The sequence below is a fragment of the Rubrobacter marinus genome (assembly GCF_011492965.1).
GTDB lineage: Bacteria > Actinomycetota > Rubrobacteria > Rubrobacterales > Rubrobacteraceae > Rubrobacter_F > Rubrobacter_F marinus.
Genome location: NZ_CP045121.1, coordinates 1,241,509 through 1,262,811, shown reverse-complemented (window position 1 = coordinate 1,262,811; position 21,303 = coordinate 1,241,509). Strand labels below are relative to the sequence as shown.

At 70.0% G+C, this 21,303-nt stretch carries 24 protein-coding genes and 1 pseudogene; 14 read left to right on the top strand and 11 right to left on the bottom strand.

The window, feature by feature from the left end; translation table 11 throughout:
- The first annotated feature begins 233 nt into the window (after nt 1–233).
- On the top strand, nt 234–473 hold the full coding sequence (locus tag GBA65_RS06560) for a hypothetical protein (protein WP_166395882.1): 240 nt from the start codon (nt 234–236) through the stop codon (nt 471–473).
- A gap of 178 nt (nt 474–651) precedes the next feature.
- On the top strand, nt 652–1,305 hold the full coding sequence (locus GBA65_RS06555) for a hypothetical protein (protein WP_166395881.1): 654 nt from the start codon (nt 652–654) through the stop codon (nt 1,303–1,305).
- Here the strand turns inward: GBA65_RS06555 and GBA65_RS06550 are convergent.
- The 6 genes from GBA65_RS06550 to GBA65_RS06530 form a co-directional block, all read right to left on the bottom strand.
- Nucleotides 1,302–2,270, bottom strand: a complete 969-nt coding sequence (locus tag GBA65_RS06550) for a ferric reductase-like transmembrane domain-containing protein (RefSeq protein ID WP_166395880.1) — start codon at nt 2,268–2,270, stop codon at nt 1,302–1,304. The genes GBA65_RS06555 and GBA65_RS06550 overlap by 4 nt on opposite strands.
- Nucleotides 2,267–3,154 (bottom strand): FAD:protein FMN transferase, encoded by an 888-nt coding sequence (locus GBA65_RS06545; RefSeq protein WP_166395879.1) that lies wholly within the window; start codon nt 3,152–3,154, stop codon nt 2,267–2,269. Before GBA65_RS06545 ends, GBA65_RS06550 begins: the two co-directional genes overlap by 4 nt.
- On the bottom strand, nt 3,151–3,600 hold the full coding sequence (locus GBA65_RS06540; protein WP_166395878.1) for a hypothetical protein: 450 nt from the start codon (nt 3,598–3,600) through the stop codon (nt 3,151–3,153). Before GBA65_RS06540 ends, GBA65_RS06545 begins: the two co-directional genes overlap by 4 nt.
- 114 nt (nt 3,601–3,714) lie before the next feature.
- Complete coding sequence (locus tag GBA65_RS22880; RefSeq protein WP_207956203.1) at nt 3,715–4,833, bottom strand: intradiol ring-cleavage dioxygenase; 1,119 nt, start codon at nt 4,831–4,833, stop codon at nt 3,715–3,717.
- Between the two features lie 410 nt (nt 4,834–5,243).
- On the bottom strand, nt 5,244–5,468 hold the full coding sequence (locus tag GBA65_RS22875) for a hypothetical protein (RefSeq protein ID WP_207956202.1): 225 nt from the start codon (nt 5,466–5,468) through the stop codon (nt 5,244–5,246).
- Entirely contained in the window at nt 5,465–7,747 is a 2,283-nt protein-coding gene (locus GBA65_RS06530; RefSeq protein WP_207956201.1) for an HAD-IC family P-type ATPase, read from the bottom strand. Before GBA65_RS06530 ends, GBA65_RS22875 begins: the two co-directional genes overlap by 4 nt.
- 181 nt (nt 7,748–7,928) lie before the next feature.
- Between GBA65_RS06530 and GBA65_RS22870 the strand changes: the two genes are divergently transcribed.
- The 7 genes from GBA65_RS22870 to GBA65_RS06500 all read left to right on the top strand — a co-directional run bounded on the left by GBA65_RS22870 (nt 7,929) and on the right by GBA65_RS06500 (nt 11,578).
- Nucleotides 7,929–8,345, top strand: coding sequence for a response regulator transcription factor (locus GBA65_RS22870; protein WP_207956200.1), 417 nt, complete (start codon nt 7,929–7,931; stop codon nt 8,343–8,345).
- Nucleotides 8,342–8,623 (top strand): winged helix-turn-helix domain-containing protein, encoded by a 282-nt coding sequence (locus GBA65_RS22865; protein WP_207956199.1) that lies wholly within the window; start codon nt 8,342–8,344, stop codon nt 8,621–8,623. Before GBA65_RS22870 ends, GBA65_RS22865 begins: the two co-directional genes overlap by 4 nt.
- Before the next feature lie 9 nt (nt 8,624–8,632).
- Nucleotides 8,633–10,006 carry a sensor histidine kinase gene (locus GBA65_RS06520; protein ID WP_166395877.1) on the top strand — a complete coding sequence of 458 codons (1,374 nt, stop codon included), beginning with the start codon at nt 8,633–8,635 and terminating at the stop codon, nt 10,004–10,006.
- Nucleotides 10,007–10,120: 114 nt separating this feature from the next.
- Nucleotides 10,121–10,579, top strand: coding sequence for an MOSC domain-containing protein (locus GBA65_RS06515; protein WP_228281914.1), 459 nt, complete (start codon nt 10,121–10,123; stop codon nt 10,577–10,579).
- Nucleotides 10,580–10,589: 10 nt separating this feature from the next.
- A complete protein-coding gene (locus GBA65_RS06510) occupies nt 10,590–10,928 on the top strand; it encodes a 4a-hydroxytetrahydrobiopterin dehydratase (RefSeq protein WP_166395875.1) in 339 nt (112 codons plus the stop codon).
- An 82-nt stretch (nt 10,929–11,010) separates the two neighbouring features.
- Nucleotides 11,011–11,271, top strand: coding sequence for a hypothetical protein (locus tag GBA65_RS06505; protein ID WP_166395874.1), 261 nt, complete (start codon nt 11,011–11,013; stop codon nt 11,269–11,271).
- A gap of 28 nt (nt 11,272–11,299) precedes the next feature.
- On the top strand, nt 11,300–11,578 hold the full coding sequence (locus tag GBA65_RS06500; protein WP_166395873.1) for a hypothetical protein: 279 nt from the start codon (nt 11,300–11,302) through the stop codon (nt 11,576–11,578).
- A 38-nt stretch (nt 11,579–11,616) separates the two neighbouring features.
- Here GBA65_RS06500 and GBA65_RS06495 read toward each other — a convergent pair whose 3' ends face one another.
- From GBA65_RS06495 to GBA65_RS06480, 4 genes and pseudogenes are all read right to left on the bottom strand, one after another.
- A complete protein-coding gene (locus GBA65_RS06495) occupies nt 11,617–12,084 on the bottom strand; it encodes a hypothetical protein (RefSeq protein WP_166395872.1) in 468 nt (155 codons plus the stop codon).
- A gap of 176 nt (nt 12,085–12,260) precedes the next feature.
- Nucleotides 12,261–12,872 carry an SRPBCC family protein gene (locus GBA65_RS06490; protein WP_166395871.1) on the bottom strand — a complete coding sequence of 204 codons (612 nt, stop codon included), beginning with the start codon at nt 12,870–12,872 and terminating at the stop codon, nt 12,261–12,263.
- Nucleotides 12,873–13,260: 388 nt separating this feature from the next.
- Nucleotides 13,261–14,623: pseudogene (locus GBA65_RS06485) on the bottom strand (GH1 family beta-glucosidase).
- A 198-nt stretch (nt 14,624–14,821) separates the two neighbouring features.
- Nucleotides 14,822–15,697, bottom strand: a complete 876-nt coding sequence (locus tag GBA65_RS06480; protein ID WP_166395870.1) for an aldo/keto reductase — start codon at nt 15,695–15,697, stop codon at nt 14,822–14,824.
- Between the two features lie 127 nt (nt 15,698–15,824).
- Here GBA65_RS06480 and GBA65_RS06475 point away from each other — a divergent pair, with 127 nt between their 5' ends.
- The 5 genes from GBA65_RS06475 (at nt 15,825) to GBA65_RS06455 (ending at nt 19,901) form a co-directional block, all read left to right on the top strand.
- Complete coding sequence (locus GBA65_RS06475; protein ID WP_166395869.1) at nt 15,825–17,399, top strand: acyl--CoA ligase family protein; 1,575 nt, start codon at nt 15,825–15,827, stop codon at nt 17,397–17,399.
- Nucleotides 17,400–17,405: 6 nt separating this feature from the next.
- Complete coding sequence (locus GBA65_RS06470) at nt 17,406–18,080, top strand: PhzF family phenazine biosynthesis protein (RefSeq protein WP_166395868.1); 675 nt, start codon at nt 17,406–17,408, stop codon at nt 18,078–18,080.
- Between the two features lie 88 nt (nt 18,081–18,168).
- Complete coding sequence (locus tag GBA65_RS06465) at nt 18,169–18,726, top strand: DUF1697 domain-containing protein (protein WP_207956198.1); 558 nt, start codon at nt 18,169–18,171, stop codon at nt 18,724–18,726.
- A 31-nt stretch (nt 18,727–18,757) separates the two neighbouring features.
- On the top strand, nt 18,758–19,552 hold the full coding sequence (locus GBA65_RS06460) for an enoyl-CoA hydratase (protein ID WP_166395867.1): 795 nt from the start codon (nt 18,758–18,760) through the stop codon (nt 19,550–19,552).
- 79 nt (nt 19,553–19,631) lie between these two features.
- Nucleotides 19,632–19,901 (top strand): ATP-dependent Clp protease adaptor ClpS, encoded by a 270-nt coding sequence (locus GBA65_RS06455; RefSeq protein WP_228281714.1) that lies wholly within the window; start codon nt 19,632–19,634, stop codon nt 19,899–19,901.
- Nucleotides 19,902–20,010: 109 nt separating this feature from the next.
- On the opposite strand, the gene GBA65_RS06450 is transcribed toward GBA65_RS06455, so the two are convergent.
- On the bottom strand, nt 20,011–20,880 hold the full coding sequence (locus GBA65_RS06450; protein ID WP_166395865.1) for a sigma-70 family RNA polymerase sigma factor: 870 nt from the start codon (nt 20,878–20,880) through the stop codon (nt 20,011–20,013).
- Nucleotides 20,881–21,303 lie beyond the last annotated feature (423 nt).

The following is a 21,303-nucleotide window of genomic DNA, read 5'->3' as shown; positions in this document are numbered from 1 at the left end:
TGACCAGAGCCATCCGGCGGATGTAGAGTGAGGCGGACACAGGAGGAAAAGGAGGAGCGCCCCCACCCCGGGCCTCCCGCGGACCGGCCGGCTGCCAACCTGGAAGCGGTCCTCGGGGGTTTTCAGGGGATGGAAACGCCCGTCCTGCCCGCGAGTATACCGGGCGGGACGCGGCTCGACCGCGCAAGAACTCCGTGCGCCGGCCCCTCCGCGACGAAGAGAGGAGGGGCCGCGTGGAGGATGCGAGTGTCCCGAAGATGCGCCGCTACCCGCCGGCGCCCGAGGGGTTCGAGGAGCCCCTGTTACCGGCCAACGCCCCGGAGAGGACGGTCGCGGAGTACCCGCGGGAGGTCCCTCGGCCCATGCGAGATCTCGACTCCGGGGGACGTACGGGCGAGGTCTCGCGTGCGTCGGGGATCGGTGTGTTCGGGCGGCGTCCTGCGGGACGGGTTCTCGTCGGGGTGAGCGTTTGATCTCCGGCTTCGACCAACGTCGCGCCCGCAGCCGCCCCTGCCTGGGGTCGGGGAGGGGCGCTGCCGAAGGGCCGGCGGGCCCTGCGGTGGAACTCGCGGTTCGCGGGCGACGGGACGGTACGCACGGGGTGCGGAGGGACGAGGCGTTGCCCGTCGCGGGGGAGGGCCGGGTAGAGGCATGAGCGGCGAGGCGGTGGCCCAGGTCGGTACGACGGCGGTGTCGCTGCTGGCGCTCGTCCTCTCGCTGCTCAACCTCTGGCTCCAGAGGCGCGACAGGCGTCCGCGGCTCGGGATCAGGGTCCGCTACGAGTACCGGGCGGGAGAGGGGGCCGGGACCGACGAGGATCGACCGGCGCGCATCCACGACGACTCCCAGGCCGGCCTCTACCTGCGGCTGGGGGACTTTTTGAGGGAGCACGGGCTTCGTTACCCTCAGGGCAAGCCCGTGGTCCGCTTCGCCCTGTCCAACGAGGGGCAGAGGACGATCTACCTCGAGGGCGTCCACCTCGTGCTGCGGTCCGGGTGGGTCCGGGCTGGAGGCCGGCGGGTGCTGAACCTCACGGAGCGAGGGATCGTCGACCGCGAGCTCGCCGGGGAGACGGCCAACGTGCTCTTCTCGGGCGGGGAGGACAGGCTCCCCGTGGAGATCGTGCCCGGCGACGGGGTGGGGTACCGCTTCGGCCTGATCCGCCTGGCCGAGGTGCTCAAGCGGGAGGGCTACGAGGGCAACGTCCGGCTCGCGTTCGAGGCGACCGACAGGCTCGGCAACTCCCACCGCCTCCCCTTCGAGGTGGACACGGCTATGTGGGCTCACCGCGACGAGGGGCGTTAGCCCGTGGCGCGGGGTGGACTCCCGTGGGCGCTCGCCCGCACCCTCGTGGCGGCGCCCGGCGCCGGCGAGAGGCCCTTCGCGCCCCAGCCCTTGCCTCCCCCGCGGGGCCTTGCGGACGGGTTCTTGAACCTGCGGAGCAGGGTCCATGCCACCGCGATCAGGGTCGTGGCGTAGAGGCCGAGCGCCCACGGGGAGCCGGAGTCGCTGCCGGCGAGGAGGCCGTGGACGAGGCCGAGCGCGAACGTGAGGTAGGCGAGGGCGTGCACGACGCGCCACCCGGGGAGGAGGCGCTTCAGGCCGCCGCTGGCCGCCGTGAGGGCCAGCGAGATCATGGCGAGCCAGCCCAGGGTGACCGCGAAGGGCTCGTATTCCGAGGTCCAGGGCAGGAAGAGGAGCTGCTCCGGGGTGAACTCGACGAAGTCGTCCGTCCAGAGCGCGACGAGGTGGACGGCCATCGCCGCGACGGAGGCTATGCCGAGGGCTCGGTGCAGGGCGTAGACGCGGGCGGGCAGGCCGCCGATGGGGAGCGCGGAGGGGCGGCGGGCGCCCAGCACGACCGCCCCGGTCGCGGCGAGAAAGGCGACGAAGCCCGAGGAGCGCGCCACCCCCCAGGCGAGCCCGTCCAGGGCGGCCCGCCCGTCCAGGATCTCCGTGAGGGCGTCGAGGCGCGCGTAGAGCATGACCGCGAAGCCGAGCAGCCCGAGCGCGAGGAGCACGGTGCCGCCGCGGGGGGACCATCCGGCGCCGGCCACGCCGCCGACGAGCACGATGCCGGCCACGGCGGCGAGGTCGAGCGGGGTTATCGAGCCGCCGAACGAGGTCGCGGTGAGCGCGAGGACGCCCGCGGTCGAGGCCGTCCACGCAAGGGAGGGGCGAGCTCTCCCCTGCATGGCGGCGAGGACGGCGCAGACCAGGGCGACGCCGGCCGTGGCGATGGAGACGAGGATCGGGACCGAGCCGCTCACGCTTGCAGCACCTCCGTCTTGCCCCCGCGGTCGGTGACGACGGCGCGGACCCTCTCGCCCCCGAAGCGCTCGAAGGCGGGTCTGCCCTCTATGACTAGGAGCTTGGCGATCAGGTCGGCTTCGAGGATCGTCGGGGCGGCGACGGTCGCGTAGGCGAGCTCCCCGAACGCGGGCGCCCCCGTGCGCGGGTCGATGAGGTGGTGCGCCTCCCGGCCCCCGGCGGTCCACGCGCGTTTGCGCGTGGTCGAGGTGGCTACGGCGAGGGAGGTGCCGGAGAACTGCCCGACCGGCTCGCGGTGCATGGCCGTGACGTTCCAGGGCTCGCCCCTCTCGTCCGTGCCGAGGGCCAGGATGTCGCCGCCCACGTCCACGAGCAGGCCCGCGTGCCCCGCAAGGTGGGCCGCGGCCCACCCCACGCCCAGGGCCTTGCCGACGCCCGCGAGGTCCAGGCGCGTCCCGGGGGGCAGCGAGATCCTGCCGGACTCCTCCGCCCAGCCCGACATATCGACGGGGGGCAGGGGCCCGGTCGGCCGGACCTCGCCCACGTCCCCGTCGGGGACGCCGCGACCGTAGCCGAACCTCTCGAGCGGGAGGATCACGCGGGGATCCAGCAGCCCTCCGGACCACCGGTACGCCCTCGCCGCCTCACGGACGGCGATCAGCAACCTCTCGCCGGAGACCGCGGTCCCGGAGCGGTTGAGGCGCGAGAGCTCGCTGTGCTCCCAGAACCTGGAGAGGGCCTTCTCGGTGGCCTGGAGGTCCTCGGCGGCGCGCACCAGCGCCCGGTGCCCGGACGCCGGATCGTCGGTCACGACCACCAGACGCGCGTCCGTGCCCATGATCCTGTCCTCCCAGGAGCGCGCCACGAGCTTCAAGAGCTTCACGAGCCCTGGCTCACCGCGGCGGCGTTGCCCCGGGGCTGGGCGGAGTAGGCGGCCTGCTGCTGCGCCAGCGCCGCCTGCTCGGCCGCCGCCTGTTGGGCCGCTTGGGCCGCCGCCTGCTCGGCGGCGTACTGCTCCGCCGCCGCTTGCTCTGCCCCTTCCTGCCCCGCGACCGCCTGCTCGGCCTCCTGGCGCGCGGTCTCCGCGCGAGCCGCCGCTTCGCGCGCGGCCTCCTGCTGCACCGTCGTCTGCTCAACGGCCACGGCGGCGGGCTCGGGGGTGTTCGCCCAGGACGGGGGGTTCGCCGCCAGGAGGCCGCCGACGCCCGAGATCGCGGCGACCATCCCGAGCGTTACCACGGCCAGCTCCTTGCGGGGCGAGACCCGACGGGCCTTCGGCTTGCCGGAGGGACCTTCCCCCTCCACCCTTCTGCGATTCGGTTGCGTCAAGATCGCCTTCCTATTCCTGGAGTCGCGTTCGTTGCGAAGCGGAGGGCGGTCCCCCACTCCTCCGCGAGTATGGATTCCATACCTATGAAGGGCCTTGCACGGGCTTATGAGTCCTCACAGAAAAAGCTGCGACCCCGCGAGCGGCCGTCGTACCCGAGGGGGATCGGCGCTCGGACAGGAGCCCCGGCCACCGAGAGCGAGAGGGCGGGGCTCCCTTCGAAGGGGAGCCCCGCGCACGGGGCGGGATCTGCTACTCGCCGGTTCCGGGGCCGCCGGTGCTCGGGAGGTCTCCGCCGGGGGGCGGGCCGCCCTCGGGGCCCATGCCGGCCGGGTCCGGGGTCGCGTTGGGGTCGACGCCGAGGGTGATGTTGGCGGCGAAGCCCTCCTCGATGGAGCTGCCGAGCTGCGTGAGCTCGACGATGGAGCCCTCTCCGGCCCCTGGAAGATGCCGTCCTCCGCCTGCGAGACGATCGGCACCTCGCCGTGGCTGCTGTACGGCTCGAGGGTGGCGACCTGGGCCGTGACGTCCTCGGGGAAGAAGAGCTGGCCGGTGTGAGAGACGTGACCGCCCTCGTACGTGTCGCCGGAGGCTCTGCCGCCGACGTGTACCTTGAGGTGGATGTGGAGGGCGCGCCCGGCGTACCAGCCGGGGTAGATCGTGTCGAACTCGGCGATGCCGTCGGCGTTCGTCAGCTGCACGCCGCGCAGAAAGGTCTCGTCGTCCGTCGGCTCGGCGGCCATGTTCCCTGCCTCCGGCCCACCGGCCTCGGGGGGCGTGCCGTACTGGCCGCCGGGAGGGGGCGGGGGCGGCCCCGCCGGGGCTCCACCCTGGCCGAGGCTCTGCTGGGTGAAGCCCGAGTAGACGCCGACGGCGTCGCAGTGCCAGATGTCCACGGCGGCGTTCTCCAGCGGCTGGCAGTCGTTGGCGGTATCGACCACGGTCGTGCGCAGCCGCATGGGCAGCCCGGGCTTGCCTTCGGTGACGTCCTTGCGGATCTGAGTCAGGTCCAGGTAGTACGGGCCCTCCGTCACTTCGGGCGTCAGGAGGCACGAGGGCACCGCGGTGGCGCCTCCCGCGGCCGTCGTGCCGGCCTGGCCGGCCGAGACCGTGCCGGACCGGACCGGACCGCATCCCGCGAGCGTCGCCGCGGCCGCGGCCGCCGTGAAGCCGAGCATCTGGCGCCGGCTCAGCTTGCGGGACGTCCGAAGCTCCCTCTCACCATCTCTTTGCATCGCGTTCGCCTCCTGATCGTTCTCGTCGTTCGCCCGGACAGCCTAAGGGACGAACCTATGAATAAGCTCGAATCTCCTTATGCATTCTCATAGCAATGGCCTTCGGTGAGGTCGAGGACGCCCCGGGCGCAGCGGCGGACGGCCCCGCTAGGGAGACGCAGGAACGGAGCCCCTCGAAGCCGGCGTCGCGAGGAGGCTCGCCCCTCCCCCGCCTCGTGGCCGCTCGTGCCGCTACCGCCGGCGGCTCACCCTCGCGGCCCGTGCCGGCGAGCAGCATCCCCCCTTCGTCCGGGCGATCCTCCCTCGCGTAGGGGCTCCGGCAGGACCTTGCGTGCCCCTTCCGGCGCGCGAGGTCGCGCTCGGCGGTCCGGGGCTTCGGCACGGGTTCTACCCGGCGAGTACCCGAGGCGCTACTCTTCCTCCCTCACCCCCAGGAGTCGGTCCAGGAGGTCTGCCCGCCAGACCGCCCGGATCAGGAAGAACCAGACGACGACCGCCCCCAGGATCGCGGCGGTGACCTCCTCGGGTTTCGTGAGGACGCCGAAGTAGTACCCGATCGGATCTACCGACCAGACGATCATGAGCACGACGAAGAGCGCCACAGCGAGGATGGCCGGGCGCTTGTCCGCGCTCACCTCCTTGCGCCATCCGAGAAAGAACCGGTGGGGCGGCTCCAGGAACAGGATGAGGAGGACGGCGGTCCATGAGACGAAGATGGAGAGGCTGCCCTGGGCCGTGACGGTGGCGACGATGTCCTCGTACCCTCGCTCCCGAAGGTGATCCCGGTGTAGTTCTCGTAGGTCTCCTGGAACTCGTTGGGGATGTCGGCGCGCACCAGGGGGCTGTTTAAAACCACCTCGTGGTCTATCGCGTAGATGCCCGCCCCCATCAGCGTGGTGAGCATGGCGGCGGGGACGACGAATTTCGCCAGCGACGGCAGGAGCCCCTCGGCCAGCTTCTGCGGCTTGGCCCAGAGCGTCAGGAAAAAGGCCGGGATGCCGACGGTGAACGTGGTCAGGGCGGCCTGGGCGGGGTCGAAGGGGAAGTCCAGCCCGATCATGGTGACCGCGACGATGATCATCGCCGTCGTCGCCACGCGCGCCAGAAACAGGTACAGGACGCTGCTCATCCCGCCGATGATGCGCCGCCCCTCGTAGAACGCCGGGCGCAGCACGGCGAAGGAGTCCTTCAGGAGGATGAGGTCCGACACGTCCCTCGCCGCGCTGCTGCCCCCGTTCATCGCGATGCCCACGGAGGCCTTCTTGAGCGCCGGCACGTCGTTGACCCCGTCGCCCATCATCGCGACCCGCGCGCCCCTCCTGAGGAGCGCGTCCACGAGCCCCTCCTTCTGCTCGGGCTTGATGCGCCCGAAGACCGTCGCCTCGCCGGCGGCCCGGTCGAACTCGTCGGGGCTCATCTCCTCGAGCTCGGGGCCGGAGACGAGCTTCGCGTCCTCCCCAAACCCGGCCCGCTTCGCGAGGGCGGCGACGGTGCGGGGGTCGTCGCCGGAGATCACCTTCAGCTCCACGCCGAGCTCCCCGAACGCGGCGATCGTCTCCCGCGCGCCGGGGCGCAGCTCGTCCACCAGAGAGACGACCGCGAGCGGCTGCAAGGTAGGCAGATGCGGCTCGCCCCGCTCGTCGTGAAGCGTCGTGACGTCCGGGTTGTGGGCGAAGAGCAGGACCCTGAGGCCCCGCGAGGAGAGGTCGCGCACCTCGCGCGCCAGGGGAGAATCGGGGGCGGCGTCCTCGGGGGGCAGGTAGGGCGCGAGCATCTCGACCGCCCCCGTTGCGTAGACCCCGCGACGCTCCGGTTCGTCGAAGGCCAGGGCGCTCCACTTGCGGGCGGAGGCGAAGGGGACCTCGTCGATGATCGGGCGCTTCTCGCCGGGGAGACCCGCGACGAGGGCGTCGGCAGTCGCGTTGCTCGCGCTCGCGCTCCGCGCGAAGTCGCCCAGAGACGCCGCGGCCTCTTCGGCGGAGGCGCCCCGTAGCGGGTGGACGCCGTCGAAGACCAGCTTGTTGGCGGTCAGGGTGCCGGTCTTGTCCATGCACAGTACGTCTATGTTGCTCAAGGACTCGACGGCGTTGACCTGCTGCACCAGGGCCCCCTGCCGGGCGATGGCCGAGGCGCCCAGGGCGTAGGCCACCGTGATCATCAGGAACAGCCCGTACGGCACCTGCCCGCTGAGCACGGCCGCGATCTGGACGAGGCGCACCTGCGGCAGCCCCTCGAAGAGCGCGGCCGCCAGGATGATGACGCTGAAGAACGCCACCACGAGCATCACGAAGCGGACGACGAGGTCGACCTTGCGCTGCAGGGGCGTTTTGGTGACCGCGAAGGTGCGGGCGGTGGCCGTGAGCTTGCTGGCGAAGCTCTCCGAGCCGACCCCGTCGGCCTCCAGGTAGCCCGTTCCCGTGACGCAGAAGCTGCCGGAGAAGAGCCGATCCCCGGCGCGTTTGCGGATCAGGTCCGGCTCCCCTGTGAGGAGCGACTCGTCCATCTCCAGCACGCCGATCCCGACCATCGCCCCGTCCACGACGACCTGGTCCCCGGCGCCGATCCTCACGACGTCGCCGACCACCAGCTCGGCGGGGTCGACGTCCCTCTCGCGGCCCTCCCGTACCACCGTGACCTTCGGGGCGGAGACCAGGGCGATCCGATCCAGCTGCCGCTTGGCCCTGACCTCCTGGGCGGTCCCGATCAGGGCGTTGACCAGCCCGATCCCCACGCTGGTCGCGGCGTCGTAGTAGCGCCCCAGGGCGACGAGGGCGACGCCGATGACGAACAGTATGTTGTTGTACGTCGTGAACAGGTTCGCGCGGGCGATGTCCCAGTACGAACGGCCGGTCCTCGCCTCGACATCGTTGCCGAGCCCCCGTGCCCTGCGAGCCCGCACCTCTCCCTCGGTCAAACCCCGGACCTCGCCCAAGAATATACGCCCCCTGCTCTTACCCGTTCGGCAACGCCGCACTTTAACGCATAGCGTCCGTCCGGCAGTAGTCTGGTCCCCCATCCCGTGAGGGACGTTTGGCGGCGCTATGAGTTTTCATAGGAAAGGGCTTCGGGAGGAGAGGGTAGGCTAGTATTCGGGGATGGCGCGCGTTCTTATAGTGGAGGACGAGGAGAAGATGGCGCGGGCGCTCGCCCGGGTCTTGCGGGAGGAGGGATACGCGGCGGAGGCCGTCGGGGACGGCCGCACCGGGCTCGCCCGCGCCCTCGACGACTCCTTCGACCTCCTGATCGTGGACTGGATGCTCCCCGGCCGCAGCGGGGTCCAGGTCGTGCGCGGCTTGAGGGCTGCGGACGTCCACACCCCCGTCCTGATGCTGACCGCGCGCACACAGGTGGAGGACCGGGTCGAGGGCCTCGACGCGGGCGCCGACGACTACCTCCCGAAGCCCTTCGCCCTCCCGGAGCTCCTCGCCCGCGTGCGCGCCCTGACCAGGAGGCCCCGGGGGGCACGGACGGCGCAGGAGACGGCGGCGCGGCCATCCGGGTCGGGGACGTGACCCTCGACCCCGTCCGCCACGAGGTGCGCCGGGGGGAGGACCGGGTGGACCTGACGGCCAAGGAGTTCGCGCTCCTCGCGGCCCTCATGCAGCGCCCCGGGCAGGTCTTTACGCGCTCCGTTCTGCTCGACGCCGTCTGGAACGTCCCCGGCGAGGTCTCGACGAGCGTGGTGGAGCTCTACGTCTCGTACCTGCGCAGGAAGCTCGACCGCCCCGGCGAGCCGTCCCGCATCCGCACCATCCGCGGCGTCGGCTACACCTTCGACGCGCGGCCCTGAGGTGACGGGGTGATCGAGGGCATCCGCAAGCGCCTGACGCTCGGCTACGTCGGCATCTTCGCCCTGATCCTAACGATCCTCGGCGCGGTCGTGCTGGCGAGCTTCGCCGGCAGGGTCGCCGCCCAGCAGGACGAGCTGTTGGAGCAGAAGGCCCTCGGAACGCGAGACTACGTGCAGAGCCGCCTCCTCGATCCGCCCGACCGCGACGAGAGGAAGCCGGAGGAACCTCCCCCGGGGGAGCGGCCCCCGAGAGGCGAGCACCACGGGGACCGCGAGCGCGGCGATGGTCCCCCGAGCCCGCCCATCGGTCCGATCCGCGCGTCCGTGGACCCGGACGTCGGCGTCGCAGCCGTCGCCCCCCGAGGGACGGTCCGGGCAGGACCTTCGAGGCGAGCCCGTCCGCCTCCTCGCTCGGCCTCCCGTTCGAGGGTGCGGCAGAGGCGGCGGCGCGCGAGGGGGAGACGAGAAGGGAGACGTTCGAGGGCCCCGGGGCGGGAGGATGCGCGTGGTGAGCGTCCCCGTAACCGACCCCAAGGACGCCGGGGTGGTCGTCGTGCAGGCCGCGCAGTCGCGCGGGAGGTCTGGGAGAGCGTCCGGGATCTCGCGTTCGTCCTGGTCCCGGCCGGCGTCGGGGGGCTCCTGCTGGCGGGCGCGGGCGGGCTCTACCTGTCGCGCCGGGCGATGCAGCCGGTCGAGGACTCCTTCGAGCGCCAGCGGACCTTTGTCGCCGACGCCTCCCACGAGCTGAAGACGCCGCTGGCGCTCGTCAAGGTCAACGCCGAGATGATGCGGCGCAACCCCGGGGCGCCCGAGAACGGGGAGGTCCTCGAAGATCAGCTCTCGGAGATCGACCGGATGAACGCGCTGCTCTCCGACCTCCTGACCCTGGCCCGGCTCGACGCGCAGCGGCTCGAGGTCGACCACAAGCCGTTCGACCTCGCGGTGGTGGCGGCGGAGGCGGCCGGCCGGTTCCTCAAGAGGGCCGCGATCGAGGGCGTGAGGCTCGAGGTGGACGTCCCGGACCTCCTCCCGGCCTGCGGCGACCCCGAGCGCACCGGCCAGATCCTCGCCGCCCTTATCGACAACGCCGTGCGCCACACCCCCGAGGGCGGCGTCATAACGATCTCCGGCCGCGAGACCGACGGCCGCGCGGAGGCGAGCGTCGAGGACACGGGGCCCGGCATCCCGCCCGAGCACATGGGCCGCATCTTCGACCGCTTCTACCGGGCGGAGGAGGCGCGCACCCGCGCGGGCGGCGGCACGGGCCTCGGCCTCTCCATCGCCCGCGACCTCGCGCGCGCCCAGGGCGGAGACCTCTCCGCGGGGAACCTACCGCGGGGCGACGGCGGGGCCGTCTTCCGCCTCCGGTTGCCCACGCGGTAGACGGGTCGCGGCCGGTTCCTTCGCCGGCCCGCGCTCCTCCCGCTCCGGCGGTCCCCGCGCGGGGGCTGGGGTAGGATGGAGCCGAGCTGGTTACCCCTGGAAAGGACGGTCGTGATGCCTGGTAGTGTCGAGGAAATCTACGTGGCGCCGGAGGGCAACGTCGACATGCGGCGGGTGCCGGAGGTCAGGGCGCTCGTGGGCGGCGGCCTCGAGGGTGACCGCTACTGCAAGGGGACGGGCTACTGGACGCAGTACGGCGACGTCTGCGAGGTGACGCTCATCGAGGGGGAGGACCTCGACGAGATCCGGGACGAGGAAGGCCTCGCGGTACAGAACGGCGAGCACCGGCGGAACCTCATCACCCGCGGGGTGCGGCTGGAGGACCTGAAGGGGACGCGTTTCAGGATCGGGGAGGCCGTCCTGGAGTACGACAGGCCGCGCCCGCCCTGCCGCCACGTCCAGGAGCTTACGGAGCCGGGGATGACGAGGGCCCTGAGGCGCCGCGGCGGCATCTGCGCCCGCGTCGTCGAGGGCGGCGCCATCCGGGCCGAGGATCCCATCGAGGTGCTTTAAGGAGGCCCCCGTGTCCGACCTCGCGAGCAGGACGTGCGTACCGTGCACCGCAGAGACGCCGACCCTCCGGGAAGAAGAGGTCTCCGCCCTCGCCGCCCGGGTGCCCGGGTGGGAGGTGGTCGAGGGCCATCACCTGAGGCGCCGGTACTCCTTCCGCAACTTCCGCGACGCCCTGCGCTTCGCGAACCGGGTGGGCGGGATCGCGGAGGAGCAGGGGCACCATCCCGACCTGAGCCTCGGCTGGGGCTACGCCGAGATCCGCGTGTGGACGCACGCCATAGACGGCCTCAGCGAGAACGATTTCGTCCTCGCCGCGAAGGTGGACGCGCTCGGCGCGGGCTCCGCCTGAGGGGGCTCCGCCCGCAGGTTTCGGTTGCGCGCCTGTGGGCAATAACAGCGGAGACGAAGAGCGACGGAAGAGGGAGGAACTCGTGTCGGAGCAGAACGTCGAGCAGAACATCCAGGTTCGGCGCGTCACGAACGTGCAGGCATCCTGGACGGAAGGGCCCGAGCGCGGCGCGCCCGGCCACTTCACGATCCAGCTGATCATGGATAACGGCGCCGAGGAGTACGTGGTCGCCCCGACCGCCGAGGACGCCAAGGTGCACATCGAGCTCCTCAAGAGGGCCGAGACCGTGTACTTCGACATGACCAACAAGGTCCTTATCCCGAGCAACATCCCGCTCGGCTAAACAGAGACCCGACCAAAGGAGCGAACACATGTCCGAGAGCAAGCCCCAGGCGGAGCGTAACACCGAGTCGGCGATCAAGGTCCGCCAGGTAACCGACGTCCACGCAAACTGGAACGAGGAGGGCCGCGGCCAGCCCGGCAAGTTCTCCTTCCAGCTTATCCTGGACAACGGCGCCGAGGAGTACGCCATCCGGCCGCCGGCCGAGGACGCGGACGTCCTCATGGAGCTGTTCAACAGCACGGACGTGCTCTACTTCGACATGGAGCGCAAGGTCCTGATCTTCTCCAACCTCTCCCTCGGCGGCTAGACGCCAGCCTCAGCAGGGAGCAGCGAACGCGGGGCCCCTCAACCGGGGCCCCGTTTTCGTTGCCCGCGCACCCTCCGGTAGAGCAGATACAGCGAGATCGCGAGCATCCCCCCGTGCTCGAGCAAGAAGAACTCCCGCCCGTAGTACCGGGGGTTGTAGTACGAGACCGGGCTGGACCACTCCCACCCCGAGAGGGGCCAGAAGAGGGGCCGCGTGTCGTCGACGTGTGTGACGAAGTCCGCGATCGTGTGCCCTATCCACCCCACGAGGAACCACAGCAGAATACGGCGCGGGTCCGTGCCCACCCGTCCCGACCTCGCCAACGCGTAGACCAGGAGCGCCGCCGCCGGCGGCACGACGGAGTGTAGCGCCGAGCCCGTGGCGCCGAACGGCCCCTTGAAGAAGACGGCGTCCAGCATGCTGTCGCCCGCGGGCACGTCCCTGCCGAGCAGGTAGACCGTCCCGTAGTAGACCGCCGCCAAGCCCGCGGGGACGTCTGGGAGCACGGCCCCGGCGGCCCCGCGACCCCGGCGGCCCGACCGGCCCCGACGCCGTGCTTGGCGACGAGCCAGGTGTAGAAGGCGTGGGCGTCGGTGTGCACCCGGGGATTGTATCCCGCCCAAGAAAAAGCCGGCGCCCCTCGAAAGGGGGCGCCGGCCGCTGCTACGAGCCTACCGTCGCGCTAGAACTCGAAGACGATGCGGGACTTCTTGCCCCGGGAACCGCCGCCGCGCCTGCGGCGCAGGAGCAGCAGCAACGCCAGCCCGCCCACGACCGCGAGGCCCGTGCCCGAGGTAATGAACGCGACCAGGCCGCTCTGGGCGGTCGCGGCGGCGGGGCGCTGCTGGATCTCCTCCGGCGTCGCCCGGCCTTCCATGATCTCCTTGAAGTTCTGGAGGTCCTGATCGACCATGACCTGCGGGTTCGCCACGAGCCTGGAGCCGACCTCGCCGAGCCTGCCGCCGGGAGGATCGGCGTAGTTCATCGAGACCTCGACCCGCGTCCTGTTCTCCCCGAGCTCCTGGAACCTGACCTCACCCGACGTCTCGATGTTGCCGTCCAGGGATTCCCAGGCGATGGTCTGGTTCTCCTGCTCCTGGGTGGTCTGGGCGTCGAACTCGAGCTTGGCGCCCAGGGGCCCCTTGACCCTCCAATGGGTCCGGCGGTTGCCCACGCTGCGCACCTCTTCGATGTTGCTCATGAAGTTCGGCAGGTTCTCAAGGGTCCTCCAGTAGTTGAAGACCTGAGAGACCGGCGCCTCTACCACCACGCTGGATTCCACCCGCTGAGGCATACATCCTCCTATCACAGCTTCCGTACGTCCCCTGACTCCTACCCGCACCCGAGAACTGCAAAACAGACGCTCACCCCGCGAAGAGCGGCAACGGCGACGTAGACCCCAGACCCACGAAACCTCGCGCAAACGCCCAGAGCGCGCCGACCCTCACCCGAGCCACCGTCTCGATACGCGCGGGGGGCGCCGTTTGGACGACGCCCCCCAACGCACTTTTCCTTTCCCCAAGCAAAAGCCCCCAAGCTCCTGCCGTACCGGGGAGAATAAAGAAGTAGTTTCGTTCTGTCAAACAAGCTGCCGGACGCAACTATATGCAACCAGGCAATAGTTCCCGGGGCGGGCAGGAGGTCAAGGGCCCAGATCTCGACCTCCTGCCCGCCTGCCGGTGTCAGCCCGCGACGCCGTTGCGGCGGATCACCGCGGAGTACCAGCGGGCGCTCGCCTTCGGGGTGCGGCGCTGGGTGGGGTAGTCGACGTGGACGAGGCCGAAGCGTTTCGAGTACCCCTCCGCCCACTCGAAGTTGTCCAGAAGGGACCAGACGAAGTAGCCCTCGAGGTCTACGCCCTCGCGGATGGCCGCGAGGGCGGCCCGGAAGTGGGCGTCGAGGTAGGAGACGCGCTCCTCGTCGTCCACCCCGCCCTCGGGGTCGGCGTAGTCGTGGAAGGCGGCGCCGCTCTCGGTGACGTAGAGCGGGAGGTCCGTGTACTCGTCCTTCAAGCGGACCAGGATCTCCGTGAGGCCGTCCGGCTCGATCGGCCAGCCCATCGCCGTCGTCTCCGCGCCGTGCGGCGTGACCGTGCGCGCCCGCGCTCCCGGGAACAGGATGCTCCCCGGTCTCGGGCCCTCCGCCTCCCGAACGGTGTGGCGCATGTAGTAGTTCACGCCGAGGAGATCGAGGGGGGCCGAGATCTTCTCCAGATCCCCGTCGCGGATGAAGGAGAGATCGGCGTCGTGGCGGAAGCGTTCCAGGACGTCCTCCGGATAGGAGCCGCGGAAGACGGGATCGAGGTACAGGCGGTTGGCGTGTCCGTCCACCCTCCGGGCGGCGCCCACGTCGGCGGGCCTCTCCGCCTTGGCCGGGCGCACGGGCGAGAGGTTGAGGGTTATGCCGATACGGCTATCGCCCCCGGCGGCGCGCATCCGCTCGACCGCGAGGCCGTGACCGAGCAGGAGGTGGTGCGTGGCGGCGAGGGCTTTGGCCGGATCGCGGTGCCCCGGGGCGTGGACGCCCGCGCCGTAACCGAGCCACGCGGAGACCCAGGGCTCGTTCAGCGTGATCCAGAACCCCACGCCGTCACCCAGCGCCTCGTGGACGATGCCTGCGTAGTCGGCGAACCTCGAAGAGGTCTCCCGGCTCGTCCAGCCGCCCCTGTCCTCCAGGGCCTGCGGCAGGTCCCAGTGGTAGAGCGTGAGCACCGGCTCGATGGAGCGCTGCCTCAAACCCTCGACGAGCCGCTTGTAGAAGTCGAGGCCCTTGCCGTTTGCCGGCCCGAGCCGTCCGGCTGTACGCGGGCCAGGCGACGGAGAATCGGTAGGCCCCGAGCCCGAGCTCGGCCATGAGATCCAGGTCTTCGTCGAGGCGGTGGTACCCGTCGCAGGCGATGTCGCCGGTGTCGCCGTGGAATACGTTGCCCGGCGCATGGCTGAACGTGTCCCAGATGGACGTGCCCCGCCCGTCCTCGCGCACGGCCCCCTCGACCTGGTACGCGGCGGTCGCCGCGCCCCACAGAAATCCCTCCGGAAAGCTCACGCCGCCCCCGTTCCTGTTTCCCCGATCGCCGTAGCATCCCCCTCATCCCGTGGCCCCGGTCCATTGGCCCATCCCGAGGCGCCGATGGGCGTAGTCTGCACCTGCGGCCTACCGGGCTCCCGGCTCTGCACGGCGTCCTTCCTCTAGGGTAGCTCTCGTTCGGCCTCGGAGATTACCAGGCGTCGCGTCCGCGCCCACCTAGAACGGGACGGAGATAAAGGGCGAGGAGTATCCGGCGGCGCCGGAGAGCACCTCCTCCGCCTCTTCGAGGGGCATCCGCTCCCTCTCGGCCTCGATCATGAGCGGCAGGAGGCGTGCGTCGCCCACGGTCGGGAGGCCGGTGATCTCCGCGTAGGAGAGCGCCCACGCGACGGCGGCTCGGACCTTCTCCCGCTCGTCGAAGGGCTCGTACCAGGTGGCGTAGCGCTGCTCGCCCAGCGGGTCCCCCTCGGGCCAGTTTCTCCTGGAAACCGTCTTGATGGTCAGCAGCCCCGCGTCCTGGCGCCTCACCTCCTCCACCAGCGCCTCGAAGTCCCGGCGGTAGGCCTCGTCCCGGCCGAGCACGTGGTTCCAGGGGGTGAGCACGGAATCGAACGGGTAGCGGCGGAGAGCTTCGAGGTGCGTGGCGGGCGCCTCGTGGCCGTGGCCGGTGATGCCGATGGCCCGGACGAGGCCCTCGTCCCTCGCCGCGACGGCGGCGTGGAGGGCGCCGTCGAGGCCCGTTGCCCGGTCGAGATCCGCGAGGTCGCCGACGGCGTGCAGCTGTATGAGGTCGACGCTGTCCACGCGGAGGCGTTCGAGGGAGGCCTCGATCTCGCGCCGCGCCGCGTCCCCTTCGCGCTCGCCGGTCTTGGTGGAGAGGAAGATCCTGCGCCCCATCTCCCCCATCCAGCGCCCGTAGTGGAGCTCCGAGTCGCCGTAGCCCGCGGCGGTGTCAAAGTGGTCGATCCCGGCGTCGAGGGCGAGGGAGATCGCGCGGTCCGCCTCTTCCTCTGTGACCTCCGAAAGAGCGGCCCCGCCGAAGACGAGCACCGAGTTCGTCCGCCCGACGCGGCCCAGCCTGCGCTTCTCCATGCCCCCGACCCCCTTCTCGCGTGTCCCACGGCATCTTACCCCTCTTGTATAAGGCCCCGCTCGGGAGCACGCCCCTATACTGTGGCGGAGCCCGGGAAGGGTCGTGAGACAGGGAAGGGGATCCCCCATGAGCGAGAAGGTCTACCGCACCGAGCTGACGCCGGTGAGCTTTCTGAGGCGCAGCGCCTACATGTTTTCGGAGAAGACCGCCGTCGTCCACGGCGAACGCCGCTACACCTACAGGGAGCTCGAGGAGCGGGTAAACCGCCTCGCCTCGCGCTTGAAGGACGCGGGCTTTCGCAAGGGGGACCGCGTCGCCTTCCTCTGCCCGAACATCCCGCCGCTTCTGGAGGCCCACTTCGCCGTCCCGGCCGCGGGGCTCGTCCTCGTCGCCGTGAACACCCGCCTCGGCAAGGACGAGGTCGCCTACATCGTCGAGCACTCCAGGGCGCGGATGGTCTTCGCCGACGCGGAGCTGGAAGGTCTCCTCGAAGGGGTGGACCAGGGCATAGAGAGGGTCCGCATAGACGACACCGGCGAGGCCGGTGATCCCTACGAGGACTACCTCGCCGGGGGCTCGACAGAGCCCGTCCAGAGCGTGCTGGAGGACGAGGAGGAGACGATCTCCGTCAACTACACCTCCGGCACGACCGGCAGGCCGAAGGGCGTGATGTACTCGCACCGCGGGGCCTACCTCTGCGCCCTGGGCAACGCCATCGAGACCGGGATGGGCTACGAGACGAAGTACCTGTGGACCCTCCCGATGTTCCACTGCAACGGCTGGACCTACCCGTGGGCCGTCACGGCGGTCGCGGGGACGCACGTCTGCCTCAGAAAGGTCGAGCCCCCGAGAATCTGGGAGAAGTTCGAGGAGGAGGGCATAACCCACTACTGCGCCGCCCCGACCGTGCAGATCGGCATCGTCAACGCCGAGGAGGCCGGGAAGCTCGACTCGAAGGTGACGGCCGCCATCGCCGGGGCCCCGCCGTCGCCCACCCTGATCTCCCAGCTCGCCGAGCTCAACATCCGCCCGCTGCACATCTACGGCCTCACCGAGACCTACGGCCCGATCACGACCAGCGCCCCCCGCAAGGAGTGGGAGGAGAAGGACCCCGAGGAGCACGCGAGCCTCCTGGCGCGCCAGGGCCAGGGCTACGTCACCTCCGACCTCGTGCGCGTCGTCGACGAGAACATGAACGACGTGAAGCGCGACGGGGAGACGATGGGCGAGATCGTCATGCACGGCAACATGGTCATGAAGGGCTACCTGGACAACGAGGAGGCGACCGAGGAAGCCTTCGAGGGCGGCTGGTACCACTCCGGCGACGTCGCCGTCTGGCACCCGGACGGGTACGTCGAGATCCGGGACCGCTCCAAGGACGTGATCATCTCCGGCGGCGAGAACATCTCGACGATCGAGATCGAGCAGGCGATAGACAAGCACCCGGCGGTGATGGAATCCGCCGTGGTCGCCATCCCCGACGAGAAGTGGGGCGAGCGCCCGAAGGCCTTCGTCACCCTCAAGAAGGGCCAGGAGACGACGGAAGAGGAGCTTATAGGTTTCGTCAAGGAGCGGATCGCACGCTTCAAGGCCCCCGCCGCCATCGAGTTCGGCGACCTCCCGAAGACCGCGACCGGCAAGGTCCAGAAGTTCGTCCTTCGCGACAAGGAGTGGTCCGGCCGCGACAGGAAGGTGAACTAACCCTCGATGCCGAACCTCCACGTCCTCAAGGTCTTTGTCGGCGAGGACGGCTCCGGCGGCAACCCGCTCGGGGTCTTCCTGGACGGCCCCACAGTCCCCCAGAGCGCCCGCCAGGCCGTCGCCACCCGCCTCGGCTTCTCGGAGACGGTCTTCGTGGACGACGCGGAGGGTGGCAAGCTCCGCATCTTCACCCCGACGGCGGAGCTCCCGTTCGCCGGTCACCCCCTCGTCGGCACCGCCTGGACCCTCCTCCGGGAGGGCTACGAGGTTCCCGCGCTCCGGCCGCCCGCAGGCGAGGTCGCGGTGCGCGTGGAGGGCGCTTCCGTCTTCGTCACCGGACGGCCCGAGTGGTCGCCGCCGTTCGAGCTCCTGAAGCTGCCCTCCCCCGCCGAGGTGGACTCCCTCGACGGGCCGCCGGAGGGGAAGGAGCTCGTGGGGGCGTGGGCGTGGGAGGACGAGGCGGAGGGGCGGGTGCGCGTGAGGGTCTTCGTCTCGGAGCTCGGGATCGTCGAGGACGAGGCGACCGGGTCGTTCGCGGCGCGGCTCTGCGCGGCGCTGGGCCGGACGATCTCCATCCGCCAGGGAAGGGGCTCCCGCATCCACGCCCGGCCGCTGGCGGACGGCGCGGTCGAGTTCGGGGGGCGCGTGGAGCCCGTCGAGGTGCGTGAGGAGGAGGTTTAGGAGGCTGCCCCGCGTGAGAGGTGTCGACATCCGGGTCCGGCTTTGCGGATCGAGCGTAGGCAAACCGATCGCCGCTCGGTAAGGTGTGGTGGTGAACACTTACGTCGCGCTCTTCAGGGGCATAAACGTCGGCGGAAACAACGTGCTGCCGATGAAGGAACTCGTGGCCCTGCTGGAGGGCCTCGGCTCACGGGACGTCGAGACCTACATCCAGAGCGGCAACGCGGTCTTTCGGAACGAAGAAGACGCGCGGACGCTCTCGAAAAGGATAAGGGCCGAGATCCGGCGCAGCCACGGTTTCGAGCCTCTAGTGATGCTGCTGAGGCCGGAGGAGTTGGAGAAGGCCATGGAGTCCAACCCGTTCCCCGAAGCGGAACCGGAGGCCAAGACGCTGCACCTGTACTTTCCGGTTTCGACGCCGACGGACCCGGACCTCGACGCCCTCGATGTGGCGAGGAGCGATCGCGAGCGGTTCGCTCTCGAGGACGGCGTCTTTTACCTGCACGCGCCCGACGGCATAGGAAGGTCCAGGCTCGCCGCAAGGGTAGAGAAGGGGCTCGGCATCCCGGTAACCGGCCGAAACTGGCGGACGGTCCGCAAGGTCGTGGAGATGGCGAGGCGATGCGGCCCACGACACCAGCCATAGGAACCCCGTACCGACGACAAGGAGGTCGGCGATGATAGAAGCCGAGCAAGGCGCCTACGAGCACATCCTGTACGAGAGGGACGGCAGCACCGCTCGCGTCACCATGAACCGTCCGAAGAGGCGCAACGCGCTCTCCCTCGACCACATGAGGGAGCTCACGAGCTGCTTCGAGGCCATCGGCGAGGACAAGAGCATCTCCGTCGTGGTCCTCGCGGGCGAGGGCCCCGGCTTCTGCGCCGGGCACGACCTGTCGGAGATGGTCGGGCAGGACCCGGACTTCTACCGCCACACCTTCGACGTCTGCTGCGAGTTGATGGACGCCATACGGTCCGTCCCGCAACCCGTGATCGCGCGCGTCCACGGCATCGCGACCGCCGCCGGATGCCAGCTCGCCGCGACCTGCGACCTGGTCGTCGCGTCGTCCGAGGCGAGCTTCGCCACCCCGGGCGTCAAGATCGGGCTGTTCTGCTCGACCCCGATGGTCGCGCTCTCCCGCGCCGTCGGACAGAAGAAGTCGATGGAGATGCTCCTCACCGGCGACTTCGTCCCCGCCGACGAGGCGCTGCGCATCGGCCTCGTCAACAGGGTGGTCCCCCCCGAGGAGCTCGACGGCGCGGTGGACGCCCTGGCCGCTAAGATCTCCGAGGCCAGCCCGCTCGTCGTCGGCGTCGGCAAGGCCGCCTTCTACAAGCAGTCGGAGATGCCCACGGATGGGGCCTACGCCTACACGAAGGAGGTCATGTCGTTTAACGCCACCTTCGCCGACGCCCAGGAGGGCATGTGCGCCTTTCTCGAGAAGCGCAAGCCGGAGTGGCAGGGCCGCTAGCCCCCGCAAGCCCCTTCAAGCGACGATGACGGACACGATCACCAGACCTCGGGAAGAGACGAAGCGGAAGACGGAAGGGATGCCGCCCTACAACGTCGTCCTGCTAGACGACGACGATCACAGCTTCGACTACGTGGTCCGGATGCTGAAGTCGATCTTCGGACACCCCCTGAGGCGCGGCTTGAAGATGGCGATGCAGGTGCACCTGACCGGCCGGGTCGTCGTGGCGACCACGAACCTGGAGCAGGCCGAGCTCAAGCGCGACCAGATCCACGCCTTCGGCCCCGACCCCCTTATCCCACGCTCCAAAGGCTCGATGTCCGCGACCGTCGAGCCCGCCTCGGACTAGACGCCAGAGCCGCCCCCGCCCGACCGGCGATGCTCCAACAACTCCGCCGGGCAAGAGAAAGGGAGCCCCGCAAGGGACTCCCTTCTCGCAAATCATCTGTGCTTCGAGGTTACGCCGCGGCGCCGGCCAGGAGATGGCCGTACTCGCCGCTCTTGAGCATACGCTCGGCCTCGCGCTGGAGCTGGCGGACCCTCTCGCGGGAGACGCCCAGCTCATCGCTGAGCTCCGCGAGGGTGGCCGGGTCGCGCTCGTCGAGGCCGTAGCGGCGCACGAGGACGTAGCGCTGGCGCTCCGGGAGCCGCTCGATGGCGGCCCCGAGGCCCTCGGTCTCCATCTCCCGCATGACCTCACCGGCCGTGTCCGAGGCCCGCTCGTCCTCGACGAACTCGCCGATCTCGGAGGCGTCGGAGTCGGAGCCCAGGGGCTGGTTGAGGCTCGTCGCGTCCGGCATCGCGTCCTTGACGTCGCGCACGTCACTCACGCTCCACTCGAGCCTGCCCGCGACCTCGGCGTCGGTCGGCGACCGATCGAGCTCCGCGGAGAGCTCGTTGTAGGCGCGAGCCATCTTCCGGATCTTCTCGGTCATGTGCACCGGCACCCGAATGGTGCGCCCCTTGTCGGCCACCGCCCGCTGCACCGCCTGCCTCACCCACCACGTGGCGTACGTGGAGAACCGGAAGCCGCGGTCGGGGTCGAACTTCTCGACGGCCTTCATCAGGCCGATGTTCCCCTCCTGGATGAGGTCCTCGAAGGGGAGCCCCATGCCGCGGTACTTCTTGGCGACGCTGACGACGAGCCTGAGGTTCTTCTCGATCAGCTTCTGGCGCGCCCTCCTGTCCCCGGCCTTGGCCCTGTTGGAGAGGTCGATCTCCTCGGCGTGCGTGAGGAGGTCGCCCTGGCCGATGTGCGCCAGGTACTTCGCCAGAAGCTCCGGCGTCTCGGCGTCACGCACCGCGTTCTTGTCATTTTTAGCTGCCATACTCTCTCCTCCTGAGAAACTGCCCCGCCCGGCCCACGACACCTCAACCGCACCGTCTCCAGATGGCTCGCTCACGAACCCATCCGAAAGCACACTACCTGGTTGGTACCGCCCTGATTTGTTTAACCGGGTTTAGGGAAACAAAAAACAGATTGTAGTGCTAACTCCACTCACGAAGTATACACCCTCCCGCCGATACGTCAACCCCCGGCTGACCCCTCGATCCTGCCCATCGGCCAAACCCCTTGCTCGCCATGAGAACCATAACAATAATAGTTCTTACCCACAATCACCGATTTCAAACCTGCTGGTTGCGCACTGTTTCGGGCACCGGGATGCGGCGTCCGGGGTCGCCGGTATTGGGAGCAGCCTACATCAAGCGCTGCCGGTTCGCTGGTGGTCTCGTGACCGCGATCACTTTCG